Source organism: Pseudomonas putida group bacterium ESBL64 (genome assembly GCF_045277175.1).
GTDB lineage: Bacteria > Pseudomonadota > Gammaproteobacteria > Pseudomonadales > Pseudomonadaceae > Aquipseudomonas > Aquipseudomonas alloputida.
Genome location: NZ_CP145799.1, coordinates 2,485,709 through 2,498,600 on the forward strand (window position 1 = coordinate 2,485,709; position 12,892 = coordinate 2,498,600).

11 protein-coding genes are annotated in these 12,892 nt (G+C 63.5%); 7 read left to right on the forward strand and 4 right to left on the reverse strand.

Annotated elements, in window-relative coordinates; genetic code table 11:
- Positions 1-343 precede the first annotated feature (343 nt).
- The 5 genes from V6093_RS11325 (at position 344) to V6093_RS11345 (ending at position 6,881) form a co-directional block, all read left to right on the forward strand.
- A complete protein-coding gene (locus V6093_RS11325) occupies positions 344-1,957 on the forward strand; it encodes an APC family permease (RefSeq protein ID WP_406669796.1) in 1,614 nt (537 codons plus the stop codon).
- 23 nt (positions 1,958-1,980) lie between these two features.
- Positions 1,981-2,907 (forward strand): 4-hydroxyproline epimerase, encoded by a 927-nt coding sequence (locus V6093_RS11330; protein WP_003254707.1) that lies wholly within the window; start codon positions 1,981-1,983, stop codon positions 2,905-2,907.
- Between the two features lie 46 nt (positions 2,908-2,953).
- A complete protein-coding gene (locus V6093_RS11335) occupies positions 2,954-3,901 on the forward strand; it encodes a dihydrodipicolinate synthase family protein (RefSeq protein WP_003254709.1) in 948 nt (315 codons plus the stop codon).
- A 152-nt stretch (positions 3,902-4,053) separates the two neighbouring features.
- Complete coding sequence (locus tag V6093_RS11340; protein WP_267828404.1) at positions 4,054-5,631, forward strand: aldehyde dehydrogenase (NADP(+)); 1,578 nt, start codon at positions 4,054-4,056, stop codon at positions 5,629-5,631.
- 2 nt (positions 5,632-5,633) lie between these two features.
- Positions 5,634-6,881: an FAD-binding oxidoreductase gene (locus V6093_RS11345; protein ID WP_047604278.1), complete on the forward strand. Its 1,248-nt coding sequence runs from the start codon at positions 5,634-5,636 to the stop codon at positions 6,879-6,881.
- Positions 6,882-7,004: 123 nt separating this feature from the next.
- On the opposite strand, the gene xenA is transcribed toward V6093_RS11345, so the two are convergent.
- Entirely contained in the window at positions 7,005-8,096 is a 1,092-nt protein-coding gene (gene xenA / locus V6093_RS11350) for a xenobiotic reductase XenA (RefSeq protein WP_012051488.1), read from the reverse strand.
- 49 nt (positions 8,097-8,145) lie between these two features.
- Between xenA and V6093_RS11355 the strand changes: the two genes are divergently transcribed.
- Positions 8,146-8,481: a helix-turn-helix transcriptional regulator gene (locus V6093_RS11355; protein ID WP_003254716.1), complete on the forward strand. Its 336-nt coding sequence runs from the start codon at positions 8,146-8,148 to the stop codon at positions 8,479-8,481.
- Between the two features lie 132 nt (positions 8,482-8,613).
- Here the strand turns inward: V6093_RS11355 and mqo are convergent, their stop codons facing one another.
- Positions 8,614-10,251, reverse strand: coding sequence for a malate dehydrogenase (quinone) (gene mqo / locus V6093_RS11360; protein ID WP_047604279.1), 1,638 nt, complete (start codon positions 10,249-10,251; stop codon positions 8,614-8,616).
- A gap of 327 nt (positions 10,252-10,578) precedes the next feature.
- Positions 10,579-10,770, reverse strand: a complete 192-nt coding sequence (locus V6093_RS11365; RefSeq protein WP_003254720.1) for a YhfL family protein — start codon at positions 10,768-10,770, stop codon at positions 10,579-10,581.
- A gap of 190 nt (positions 10,771-10,960) precedes the next feature.
- Between V6093_RS11365 and V6093_RS11370 the strand changes: the two genes are divergently transcribed.
- Entirely contained in the window at positions 10,961-11,578 is a 618-nt protein-coding gene (locus V6093_RS11370; protein ID WP_003254721.1) for a LysE family transporter, read from the forward strand.
- 95 nt (positions 11,579-11,673) lie between these two features.
- Here V6093_RS11370 and V6093_RS11375 read toward each other — a convergent pair whose 3' ends face one another.
- The gene (locus tag V6093_RS11375) at positions 11,674-12,882 is read right to left on the reverse strand and encodes a hypothetical protein (protein ID WP_047604281.1); all 1,209 of its coding nucleotides are present in this window, start codon (positions 12,880-12,882) and stop codon (positions 11,674-11,676) included.
- Between the last annotated feature and the right edge of the window lie 10 nt (positions 12,883-12,892).

Consider the following 12,892-nt stretch of genomic DNA (forward strand, 5'->3'; position numbering starts at 1 on the left):
GCGGGTGAACCCGCTCCTACAGGGCCCCCACAGATTTTGAATTCTGCGCCGTACCTGTAGGAGCGGGTTCACCCGCGAAAGGGCCGGCACTAGCACTGCATCTCTCAAACCCTTATCCGGTATGGCTTTGAGCCTATCCCCCCGCTTTGCGCCTTACCACTGTTTTTCTGCAACTGTGCCGATTTCGTCATCCCCCTTGCAGAAAACCATCAAGAACCGCCGCCCCGACCGGTTCACTCTATGCCCCACGCAAGCCGCCCAAGTCCTACAAGAGCGCGGCCCAAAAAGCCGCATCTCGTGACATCAGACCTGCCTATCCAATAACCAACAAAAAGGCGAACCCATGTCAGGCAAATTCAAAAAACAGTTATCACTGCTGGACCTCACCTTCATCGGCCTAGGGGCCATTTTCGGCTCCGGCTGGCTGTTCGCCGCCAGCCACGTGTCGGCCATCGCCGGCCCGGCCGGCATCCTCTCCTGGTTTCTCGGCGGGTTCGCCGTACTGCTGCTGGGTATCGTCTACTGCGAGCTGGGCGCCGCCCTGCCACGTGCCGGTGGCGTGGTGCGCTGCCCGGTGTACTCGCACGGTCCGCTGCTCGGCTACCTGATGGGTTTCATCACCCTGATCGCCTTTTCCAGCCTGATCGCCATCGAAGTGGTCGCCTCACGCCAATACGCCGCCGCCTGGTTCCCCGGGCTGACCAAGGCCGGCTCCAGCGACCCAACCGTGCTCGGCTGGCTGGTGCAGTTCGCCCTGTTGGGGCTGTTCTTCTTCCTCAACTACCGCAGCGTGAAAACCTTCGCCAAGGCCAACAACCTGGTCAGCGTGTTCAAGTTCATCGTGCCGCTGCTGGTGATCGGCGTGCTGTTCACCTTCTTCAAGCCAGAAAACTTCGAGGTCCAGGGCTTTGCCCCGTTCGGCCTGTCCGGGGTGGAAATGGCCGTATCCGCCGGCGGCATCATCTTCGCCTACCTGGGCCTGACGCCGATCATTTCGGTGGCCAGCGAGGTCAAGAACCCGCAGCGCACCATCCCGATTGCGCTGATTCTTTCGGTGTTGCTGTCCACCGCGATCTACGCTTTGCTGCAACTGGCCTTCCTCGGCAGCGTGCCGACCGAAATGTTGGCCAACGGCTGGGCCAGCGTGACCAAGGAACTGGCCCTGCCCTACCGTGACATCGCCCTGGCCCTGGGTGTGGGCTGGCTCGCCTACCTGGTGGTGGCCGACGCAGTAATCTCGCCAAGCGGCTGCGGCAACATCTACATGAACGCCACCCCGCGCGTGATCTATGGCTGGGCGCAGACCGGCACCTTCTTCAAGTACTTCACCCGCATCGATGCAGAGTCCGGCATCCCGCGCCCGGCCCTGTGGCTGACATTTGGCCTGTCGGTGTTCTGGACCCTGCCCTTCCCGTCGTGGGAAGCGCTGATCAACGTGGTATCCGCCGCTCTGGTACTGAGCTACGCCGTGGCCCCGGTCAGCGTCGCCGCCCTGCGCCGCAATGCACCACACATGCCGCGCCCGTTCCGGGTCAAGGGCATGGCTGTGCTCGGCCCGCTGTCGTTCATCATCGCTGCGCTGATCGTGTACTGGTCGGGCTGGAACACCGTGTCGTGGCTGCTGGCCCTGCAGATCGTGATGTTCGTGCTGTACCTGTTGTGCAGCCGTTTCGTACCCACCCAGCACCTGTCGCTGGCTCAGCAAGTTCGCTCGTCGGCGTGGCTGATCGGGTTCTATGCGCTGACCATCCTGCTGTCGTGGCTGGGCAGCTTCGGCGGCTTGGGCGTCATCGGCCACCCATTCGACACCGTGGTCGTGGCGGCCTGCGCGCTGGGCATCTACTACTGGGGCGCGGCCACTGGCGTGCCTGCCCACCTGGTGCGCCTGGAAGGCGAGGACGAAAGCGAAGCCTGCGCTGAAACCTATACCGGCCGCCCTGCTGCCGTCGCTTCCTGATCTTTTACGCAAGGGACAAGCCCATGAAACAGATTCACGTCATCGACTCCCACACTGGCGGCGAACCAACCCGCCTGGTGATGAAGGGCTTTCCGCAACTGCACGGCCGCAGCATGGCCGAACAGCGCGACGAACTGCGCGAGCTGCACGACCGGTGGCGCCGCGCCTGCCTGCTGGAGCCACGCGGCAACGATGTGCTGGTTGGCGCACTGTACTGCCCGCCAGTGTCGGCCGACGCCACCTGCGGGGTGATCTTCTTCAACAACGCCGGCTACCTGAACATGTGCGGTCACGGCACCATCGGCCTGGTCGCCTCGCTACAGCACCTGGGCCTGATCGCACCGGGTGTGCACAAGATCGACACCCCGGTCGGCCAGGTCAGCGCCACCCTGCATGACGACGGCGCCATCACCATCGGCAACGTGCCCTCCTACCGCTACCGCCAACAGGTTGCGGTGGACGTGCCCGGCCATGGCGTGGTGCACGGCGACATCGCCTGGGGCGGCAACTGGTTCTTCCTCGTTGCCGAACACGGCCAGCGCATCGAGCTGGATAACCGCGAGGTGTTGACCGAGTACACCTGGGCCATGCTCAAGGCGCTCGAAGCCCAAGGCATCACCGGCGAAAACGGCGCGCCCATCGACCATGTCGAGCTGTTCGCCGACGACGCCAACGCCGACAGCCGCAACTTCGTGATGTGCCCCGGCAAGGCCTACGACCGCTCCCCATGCGGCACCGGCACCAGCGCCAAGCTGGCCTGCCTGGCCGCCGACGGCACGCTTGCCGAAGGCCAGACCTGGGTGCAGGCCAGCATCACCGGCAGCCAGTTTCACGGCCGTTACGAGCGTGACGGCGAGCGTATTCGACCGTTCATCACCGGCCGCGCCCACATGACCGCCGACAGCACCCTGCTGATCGACGAACAGGACCCGTTCGCCTGGGGCATCTGAGCCCCAGGCCTTTTGACCAAACCCAATTTCGCCAGGAGTAACAACAATGACCAACAACATTTTCACCGGCACCATGCCCGCCCTGATGACCCCATGCACCGCCGAGCGCAAGCCGGACTTCGACGCCTTGGTGCGCAAGGGCCGCGAACTGATCGAAGCCGGCATGAGCGCGGTGGTGTACTGCGGCTCGATGGGTGACTGGCCGCTGCTGACCGAGGCCGAGCGCCAGGAAGGCGTGGCGCGCCTGGTGGCGGCCGGTATCCCGACCATCGTCGGCACGGGCGCAGTCAACACCCGTGAGGCAGTGTCGCATGCCGCCCACGCCGCCAAGGTCGGTGCCGCCGGCCTGATGGTCATCCCTCGCGTGCTCAGCCGCGGCGCCTCGCTGATCGCCCAGAAGCATCACTTCTCGGCCATCTTGGCTGCCGCGCCGAAGCTGCCGGCGGTGATCTACAACAGCCCCTACTACGGTTTTGCCACCCGCGCCGACCTGTTCTTCGAACTGCGTAGCGCGTTCCCCAACCTGATCGGTTTCAAGGAGTTCGGCGGTGGCGCCGACCTGCGCTACGCCGCCGAGCACATCACCTCCAAGGATGACGATGTCACCCTGATGGTCGGTGTCGACACCCAGGTGGTGCATGGCTTCGTCAACTGCAACGCCACCGGCGCCATCACCGGCATCGGCAACGCGCTGCCGCGCGAAGTGCTGCAACTGGTGAGCCTGAGCAAACAGGCCGCCAAAGGCGACGCCCGTGCCCGGCGCCTGGCGCGCGAGCTGGAAGCGGCGCTGGCGGTACTGTCGTCGTTCGACGAGGGCTGCGACCTGGTGTTGTATTACAAGCACTTGATGGTGCTCAACGGCGACACCGAGTACAGCCTGCACTTCAACGAGACCGACGTACTGACCGACGCTCAGCGCAACTATGCCGAACAGCAGTACGCGCTGTTCCGCAGCTGGTATGCCAGCTGGTCGGCCGAGCAGAACATCGCCTGAGCAGCCACTGCTCTCCCTGTGAGGGCGGGCGTGCCCGCGAATCAGGCGACCCGGTGCATGGCACCGGCTTCGCCGGTGTTCGCGGGTGAACCCGCTCCTACAGGGGTCGTAATCCCCCCCATGCATCTGCATTAGATATCCAAGGAGGCTACATGCCCCTCACAGGCAACCTGCTGATCGGCCAGAGGCCGGTAACCGGCAGCCGCGAAGCCATCCGTGCCATCGACCCAGCCACCGGTCAGACGTTGGAGCCGGCCTACCTCGGCGGCACCGGCGAACACGTGGCCCAGGCCTGCGCGCTGGCCTGGGCGGCATTCGACGCCTACCGCGAAACCTCGCTCGAACAACGAGCAGACTTCCTTGAAGCCATCGCCACACAGATCGAGGCCCTCGGCGATGCCCTGATCGACCGCGCCGTGGCCGAAACCGGCCTGCCCAAGGCGCGCATTCAGGGCGAGCGTGGCCGTACCTGCACCCAGCTACGCACCTTTGCCCGTACAGTGCGGGCCGGCGAATGGCTGGACGTGCGGGTCGACAGCGCCCTGCCTGAGCGCCAGCCCCTTCCCCGCGCTGATTTGCGCCAGCGCCAGGTGGCGCTGGGGCCAGTCGCCGTGTTCGGCGCCAGCAATTTCCCGCTGGCCTTCTCGGTGGCCGGTGGTGACACCGCGTCGGCATTGGCCGCTGGCTGCCCCGTGGTGGTCAAGGCCCACAGTGCCCACCCCGGCACCAGTGAGCTGGTCGGCCAGGCAGTGGCGCAAGCGGTGAAGCAGTGCGGCCTACCGGAGGGTGTGTTCTCGCTGCTTTATGGCTCGGGCCGCGAAGTGGGCATTGCCCTGGTCAGCGACCCACGTATCAAGGCCGTTGGTTTCACCGGCTCGCGCAGCGGTGGCATGGCGCTGTGCCAAGCCGCCCAGGCGCGCCCGGAGCCCATCCCGGTGTATGCCGAAATGAGTTCGATCAACCCGGTGTTCCTGTTCGACGCCGCCCTGCAAGCCCGTGCCGAAGCACTGGCACAAGGTTTCGTCGCCTCGCTGACCCAGGGCGCCGGCCAGTTCTGCACCAACCCTGGCCTGGTAATCGCCCGGCAGGGGCCGGCCCTGCAGCGGTTCATCACTGCAGCCGCCGGTTACGTGCAGCAGGCCCCCGCCCAAACCATGCTCACCCCCGGCATTTTCAGTGCCTACCAGGCCGGTATCGCAGCCCTGGCAGACAACCCCTGTGCCCAAACCATCGCCAGTGGCCAAACCGATCAGGGCCCCAACCAGTGCCAAGCACAGTTGTTCGTGACCCAGGCCGAAGCGTTTCTCGCCGACCCGGCGTTGCAGGCTGAAGTGTTCGGTGCAGCGTCGCTGGTCGTTGCCTGCACCGACGATGAACAGGTCCGCCAGGTAGCCGAACACCTGGAAGGTCAGCTGACCGCCACCCTGCAACTGGACGAGGCCGACATCGACAGCGCTCGCGCCCTGCTCCCCACCCTTGAGCGCAAGGCCGGGCGCATTCTGGTCAATGGCTGGCCGACGGGTGTCGAGGTGTGCGATGCCATGGTCCACGGCGGGCCGTTCCCGGCCACTTCCGATGCCCGCACCACCTCGGTGGGCACCGCGGCGATCCTGCGTTTCCTGCGCCCGGTTTGCTATCAGGACTTCCCCGATGCGCTGCTGCCGCAGGCATTGAAACACTGCAACCCGCTGCAACTGCGGCGCCTGCTAGATGGCAAACGGGAAGGCTGAGCATGCTCGAAACCGCTGAAACCGATATTGCCGTGGTCGGCGCAGGCATCGTCGGCGTCGCCTGTGCCTTGCAACTGGCCCGCCAGGGCCGTCGGGTAACCCTGGTCGACCGCCAGGCACCCGGCCTTGGCGCGTCCTTCGGCAATGCCGGGCACCTGGCAACCGAGCAAGTGTTCCCGATTGCCGACCTGTCGATCCTCAAGCGCCTGCCTCGCATGCTGCTCGACCCGATGGGCCCGCTGCGCCTGGACTGGAAATACCTGCCCAAAGCCATGCCGTGGTTCACCCGGCTGCTGCTCAACCTGCGCCCGGCGCCGTTCCAGCGCAGCGTGGCGGGCATCCGCACGTTGAACGAAGGCAGCCTGGGCGCCTGGCAACGGCTGTTGGGCTCGATCGGGCGCAGCGAATTGTTTCAAGAGGATGGTTCGTTGCTGGTGTTCGAGAAGCCGGAGTCACGCCAAGCGCTGGAGGCGTTGCGCACACGCATGCAACAGCAGGCGGTGCCGGTGGACTTCTGGTCGGCCGAAACCGTGCGCGAAGCGGCGCCGCAACTCAGCCCGTCACTGTTGGGCGGGCTGTTCTTCCCGCGCACCGGGCACTTCATCGACCCTTATCGGGTGGTGTGCGAATTGTTCGAAGCGGCCAAGGCCAGTGGGGTGCGCTTTGTCCAGGCGCAGGTCGATGGCGGGCAGTTGCACAGTGCCGGCGTGAGCCTTGCCAGCGACCAAGGCATGCTCAATGCCCGCCAGGTGCTTGTCAGCTGTGGCGCCCATTCTGCAAAACTGACTGCCGCGCTGACAGGCACGCGAGTGCCGCTGGATACCGAACGCGGCTACCACCTGATGTTGCCGGGTGAGCACCAGCGCCTGCCGTTTGCAGTCACCTCGCTTGAACGCAAATTCATCATGACGCCCATGGCCGAAGGCTTGCGCCTGGCGGGCACAGTGGAGTTTGCCGGGCTGCAGGCACCGCCGAGCATGCAGCGGGCGTGGCAGTTGCACCGGTTGAGCAAGGGGTTGTTCCGGCACGACTTGAGCGTCGAAGGGGCAACGCCGTGGATGGGTTTCAGGCCTTCGTTGCCGGACTCATTGCCCGTGATCGACAGGGTGTGCGATGGGCGGGTGCTGTTGGCGTTTGGGCATCAGCACCTGGGGTTGACCCAGGCGGCGGTGACGGCGGAATGGGTGGGGCGGTTGGCTGAGCAGGCTGATGGGCCTGAGATGGGCGCATACCGACTGGACCGGTTTTAGCCTCTACCGGCCCATTCGCGGGCAAGCCCACTCCCACAGGGAGGGTGCAGTATCTGAAACCTGCGGTGTCTCTGTGGGTGCGGGCTTGCCCGCGAATGGGCTGCAAAGCAGCCCCTCCAAGGCTCAGCGGTAACGCTCGAGCCAGTGCGCATAAGGCGCTGGCAAGGTCCAGGACGCTTTTTCCACCCCCAGCTCCTTGGCCGCGAAGTAAGCCCAGTGCGGGTCGGCCAGGTGCGCGCGCCCTACCGAAACCAGATCCAGCTGGTTGGCCTGCAATGCGGCCTCCGCCAACTGCGGCGTACCAAAGCCCCACGCCGACGTCACGGGCAGCTTCGCTTCGCGGCGCACGCGCTCGGCAATCGGCCCCATGAACGCTGGCCCCCAGGGGATGTGGGTGTCGGGAATGGTGAAGCCGACACTCACGCTCAGCAGGTCGAGCCCACCGGCCTTGAAGCGACGGGCCAGTTCGATCGACTCTTCCAGGGTCTGCTCATCGCGGCCATCGTATTCCAACACACCAAAGCGCGCGGTCAGCGGCAGGTTCTCCGGCCACACTTCGCGCACGGCGGCCAGTGTTTCCAGCAGGAAGCGGCTGCGATTTTCGAAGCTGCCACCGTAGGCATCGGTGCGCTTGTTGGAGTGCTCGGAGAAGAAGCTCTGGCCCAGGTAGCCATGGGCAAAGTGCAGTTCTATCCACTCGAAGCCGGCATCACGCGCACGGCGGGCGGCATCGACGAAGTCCTGCTTGACCCGGGCGATATCGTCCAGCGTCATTTCGCGTGGCACTTTCGGCAGGTGCGCGCCAAAGGCAATGGCAGACGGGGCAATGGTCTCCCAGCCGCGCGCGTCGTCGGCGGCAATGTGGTCGTCACCCTCCCACGGGCGGTTGGCGCTGGCCTTGCGCCCGGCGTGGGCGATCTGGATACCCGGCACGGAACCGGCAGCCTTGATGGCCTGCACCACCGGTACGAACGCCTGAGCGTGGGCATCGCTCCAGATACCGGCGCAACCGGGGGTGATACGCCCTTCCGGCGCCACAGCAGTGGCCTCGACCACCAGCAAGCCGGCACCACCACGGGCCAGGCCGGCCAGGTGTACGTGGTGCCAGTCGTTGATCATGCCGTCTTCGGCCATGTACTGGCACATCGGCGGAATGGCGATACGGTTACGCAGGGTGACGTCTTTGAGGGTGTAGGGTTCGAACAGTGCGGACATGGGAAACTCCGGGTTCAATTGAATACTGTTGTTCGATCATAATCGAACTATGGCAATTAATGAAACCCCCGTTATCATGTCAACCATGCGAGCCTATAAACATCCCAACCCCGACGACCTCATCCTTGAACGCCTGCTCTATGCGCTCAGCGACCCCGTGCGCCTGGAAATCGTCCGCCACCTGGCCGGCGTGGCCGAGGCCAGCTGTGGCGAGCTGGACGGAGGCCGGCCGAAGTCGAGCATGTCCCACCACTTCCGTGTGTTGCGTGATGCAGGGCTGGTGCAAACCCGCAATGTGGGGACTACCCATATGAATTCGCTGCGCAGCGAGATGCTGGGCGAGCGGTTTCCCGGGCTGCTGGAGTGCATACTGCGCCAGCAGTGATACCTGTGCAGGCCTCTTCGCGGGTGAACCCGCTCCTACCAGGGATGGCGATAAGCCTGAGGGCTGCGCTGGGCTTGGCAACAAAAAAGCCACGAGGTCTCCCCCGTGGCTTTCTTTCACAACAATGGCCGGTTACAGCGCCATGTCGTTCTCAGGCTTGCTCTCAACCGGCTTGCTTGCCGCGCCACCGAATTCAACGCTGGCGTCGATCACAGGCGGTTTACCCAGTTGCAGCACTTCAGCGGTGTAGTTCCACTCTTTCTGGGTGGCCGCTGCCGAGTCGTTCAGCTTGGTGCCGTAGCTCGGCACGATTTCCTTGATCTTGGCCTGCCACTCTGGGGTAGCGACCTTCTCCTTGAACACCGTCTCCAGCACGTTCAGCATGATCGGTGCAGCGGTCGAAGCACCTGGCGAGGCACCCAGCAGACCCGCGATGGTGCGGTCTTCGGAAGCCACCACTTCGGTACCCAGCTTCAGCACGCCGCCCTTGTCGGCATCACGCTTGATGATCTGCACACGCTGGCCGGCCTGCCACAGGCGCCAGTCTTCCTTCTTGGCATTCGGGAAGTAGGTGCGCAGGGCTTCGAAGCGGTCATCGTCAGACAGCATCAGCTGGCCAGCGAGGTACTCGACCAGCGGATACTGGTCGACACCCACCTTGGTCATCGGCCACACGTTGTGGGTGGTGGTGCTGCTCAGCAGGTCCAGGTAAGAACCGTTCTTCAGGAACTTGGTCGAGAAGGTAGCGAACGGGCCAAACAGGATGACGCGCTTGCCGTCCAGCACGCGGGTGTCCAGGTGCGGGACCGACATGGGTGGCGCACCGGTCGAGGCAATGCCGTAGGCCTTGGCCATGTGCTGCATGGCCACGGTCGGGTTCTCGGTCACCAGGAACGAGCCGCCCACCGGGAAGCCTGCGTATTCCTTGGCTTCCGGAATACCCGACTTCTGCAGCAGCTTCAGCGCGCCGCCGCCGGCACCGATGAACAGGAACTTGGCGTCGGTGGCCGACTCGGTACCGTCCTTCAGGTTCTTGTACTCGACGTGCCAGGAGCCGTCCTTGTTGCGGGTGATGTCCTGCACTTCGCTGGACAGCTTCAGGTCGAAGCCTTTCTGGGTCTGCAGGTGGCCAACGAACTGGCGGGTGATCTCGCCAAAGTTCACGTCGGTGCCGATTGGCGTCCAGGTCACGGCCAGCTTCTGGTTCGGGTCGCGGCCCTCCATCATCAGCGGGACCCACTTGGCGATCTGCGCGTGGTCCTCGGAGTACTGCATCGGACGGAACAGCGGGCTAGCCTGCAGTGCGTCGTAGCGTTTCTTGAGGAACTTGATGTTGTCATCGCCCCACACGAAGCTCATGTGCGGGGTGGTGTTGATGAACGAGTGCGGGTTCTTCAGCACGCCCTGGCGTACTTGCCACGACCAGAACTGGCGGGAAATCTGGAAGGCTTCGTTGATTTCGATGGCCTTGGAGATGTTGACGTTGCCGTCTTTGTCTTCCGGGGTGTAATTCAGCTCGGCCAGCGCGGAGTGGCCGGTACCGGCGTTGTTCCAGCCGTTGGAGCTTTCTTCGGCCACGCCATCCAGGCGCTCGACCATTTCCATCGACCAGCTTGGCTCCAGCTCGTGCAGCCACACAGCCAGGGTGGAGCTCATGATGCCGCCGCCGACCAGCAGCACGTCTACTTTCTTGGTTTCTGCAGCGTGCGCTTGCATGACGCTTGCAGCGACCGCCAGACCCAGCAAGGTCTTGCCAGCTTTCTTGAACATTGATCAATTCCAGTCAGGAGAACAGAGGGAGGGCCTGTGGCTGGCCCCGGTAAAGCGTGTTCTTCAGCGCAGGCTTTTTGTTGATCATTGTTCAGCAGCCAGAGAACCAGAAAACGGCTCGGCCTTTGGTCGAATTGACCGACAAGGCTGAATCGTTTTTCCGATTGTATCTGAAATGCCAGCACAAACAAATTGCAGGCCGGAGCGTCAAGGCGACCGGTTGCCCCAGCGGCAGTTTGTCACGTCACAAACAAAAACCCCCGGCCATGTGCATGACCGGGGGCCTTGGATCACGCCGCAAGCGTCGCGATCAGGGTACCGCCAAGATTACTGCTGCTGAGGCAGTTTATCGATCGGGCCGCAGCCACCGATGATCTTGGAGATGGAAACCGAAGGGTGGAACAGGTAGTCGTAGGTGCAGTTTTTCGGTTGGTTGTAAACCTGGCCAGTGCAACCCGACAGCAGGGCAACACCCGAAACGACGGCAACGGCTACGGTGGCCTTGAACAGCTTTTTCATTACTCAATCCTTTAAATGAATCATCTTCGACCATCGTCTGATGGCCGCGGAATCATACAGACTCCAGGCATTGGATCCAAGCCGCGCTTGGCACAGGTTCTTTGCAACTGTGCAACAACAGGTTGAAAAGCGCGCCTTTGGCGACGATAGTTCAGAGCACTGCCTTCGCAATGCCCAACAGGAACTCACCATGCTTGGCGTCACCGACTACGGCGCATTCGTCATCGCCTTCCTTATTCTTCTGGCCATCCCCGGCCCGGGCAATTTCGCCCTGATCACCGCCACCGGCAAGGGCGGTATCAAGGCAGGCCTGGCCGCGACCTGTGGCGTGATCGTGGGTGACCAGGTGCTGCTGTGGCTGGCGGTAGCCGGCGTCGCCACCCTGCTGGCCACCTACCCTGCCGCCTTTCATATGGTGCAGTGGGCGGGGGCTGCATACCTGGCCTACCTGGGCCTGCGCATGCTGCTGAGCAAACCCGGTGGTGCAGCACACACCTGCCGCATGGACAACGGCCAGTACCTGCGCCAGACCATGATGATCACCCTGCTCAACCCCAAGGCGATCATGTTCTACATGGCGTTTTTCCCGCTGTTCGTCGACCCCGTGAAGCACCAAGGGCTGGTGACGTTCGGTTTCATGGCGGCGACAGTGGCGGTAGTGACCTTCCTGTATGGGCTGATTGCCGTGGTGCTGACCCATCAACTGGCCGAGCGCATGCGCGCCAACCCGCGAATTGCCAATATGTTCGAGCGGCTGGCGGGGGCTTGCCTGGTGGGATTCGGCATCAAACTGGCGGCGATGCGCTGATCCCAAGCCCGACAGGGTCCGGGCACACCTGACAGCAAAAAAAGCCCCCGGCAACTCAGGGTTCCCGGGGGCTTGTTCACTCAGCCATTACCCAATCAATTGGTTTCCAGCTGATACGCCTTGCTCACGAACAACGCTGCAAACAGGCTCTTGCCTTCCTTGAAGGTGTACTGCTCTTCGAAACTGCCGTCTTCGACCAGCTTCTGCCCGATGGCGCATTCCGAATCGCTGTGGTTCTTGGCCTTGGCGCCAAAGTCACTGCTCCACGACGACAGCCCAACCTCCTGGCAGAAGGCCGCGAACTTCGCCTTGGGGACTTGCTGTTGGTAATCGCTGAAAGCCTCTTTCAGCGATTTGAAGCCACTGTAGCTCACCGAGTAGTTCTCGACCTTGGCCTTGCGGGCAAAGCCGCTGACCGCTTCAGCCAACACCGCCTGGCCGGTGTACGAGCTGTACGCGCCAATCAGCATCGCGCTCAGGGCACTCTTGAGCTGGGTTTCGACATCGTCCAGTTCCGGCAGCGACTGGAAGTCGGCCTTGCGCACGATCTCCCCCACCTTGGAGCCGTCGTTGCGGTGGGTGACCACGAACGCCATCGAGCCTTCGCCATCGCTGGAGCGCTTGATGGTGAAGTCCAGGTCGACCGTGGTACCAAAGTCACCGGTGCTGCTGACCAGAAACGCGCCGGTTACTGGCTGGCGCACCGCCATGTTGGCGCCCCAGGTGAAGTTCGACGGGGCGGCCCGACCATTGGCGGCCAGCTCGGCACGTGGCTGGACTTCGTCGCTGACATCCGCCACCAGCACGACTTCAGCCCCCTTGCTGGCAACGTAAGGGTTGGCCATCTGCATGCCCAGCAACTGGATATGAATGCTGCCATCCTTGCTGTCTCCGTCATGGGCCAGCTTCAGCGCATCAGCCTTCAGGTACACCCCGGCCACATTGCGGCTGACATTGAGCTGGTACTTGGCCCAGCCCGCCAGGCCTTCCTCAGCCGAACCACCCTGTACGGACTCCATCAAGCCCGACAGGCCGCGCATGAACTGCTGGGCGCCATTGGTCTGCGCCGCCGCCACGCGGATCTCCGGGTCGGCTACCGTCAGGTTGCCGGAAAACGCCGAGTAGGAAATGTCCCCCTCCGACAGCACATCCTCAAGGAAATAGCGCTCCTTGAAGTCGTCGTAGTAGGCCAGCGCAGCCTTCTTGCCCGAGCTGGCGACCATCGCATAGCCACCACCGAGCACCAGCACCGCTGCGGCCACACCGCCAATCAGCAGCTGCTTCTTGTTCATCTGTTTGATCATGGTGTTTGCC

Excerpts from the sequence above, each read along its gene's own strand:
- V6093_RS11365 (WP_003254720.1), bottom strand. The coding sequence starts at position 10,770 with ATGAAAAAGCTGTTCAAGGCCACCGTAGCCGTTGCCGTCGTTTCGGGT.
- mqo (WP_047604279.1), bottom strand. The coding sequence starts at position 10,251 with ATGTTCAAGAAAGCTGGCAAGACCTTGCTGGGTCTGGCGGTCGCTGCA.
- V6093_RS11340 (WP_267828404.1), top strand. The coding sequence starts at position 4,054 with ATGCCCCTCACAGGCAACCTGCTGATCGGCCAGAGGCCGGTAACCGGC.
- V6093_RS11325 (WP_406669796.1), top strand. The coding sequence starts at position 344 with ATGTCAGGCAAATTCAAAAAACAGTTATCACTGCTGGACCTCACCTTC.
- xenA (WP_012051488.1), bottom strand. The coding sequence starts at position 8,096 with ATGTCCGCACTGTTCGAACCCTACACCCTCAAAGACGTCACCCTGCGT.
- V6093_RS11375 (WP_047604281.1), bottom strand. The coding sequence starts at position 12,882 with ATGATCAAACAGATGAACAAGAAGCAGCTGCTGATTGGCGGTGTGGCC.
- V6093_RS11345 (WP_047604278.1), top strand. The coding sequence starts at position 5,634 with ATGCTCGAAACCGCTGAAACCGATATTGCCGTGGTCGGCGCAGGCATC.
- V6093_RS11335 (WP_003254709.1), top strand. The coding sequence starts at position 2,954 with ATGACCAACAACATTTTCACCGGCACCATGCCCGCCCTGATGACCCCA.
- V6093_RS11370 (WP_003254721.1), top strand. The coding sequence starts at position 10,961 with ATGCTTGGCGTCACCGACTACGGCGCATTCGTCATCGCCTTCCTTATT.
- V6093_RS11330 (WP_003254707.1), top strand. The coding sequence starts at position 1,981 with ATGAAACAGATTCACGTCATCGACTCCCACACTGGCGGCGAACCAACC.
- V6093_RS11355 (WP_003254716.1), top strand. The coding sequence starts at position 8,146 with ATGGCAATTAATGAAACCCCCGTTATCATGTCAACCATGCGAGCCTAT.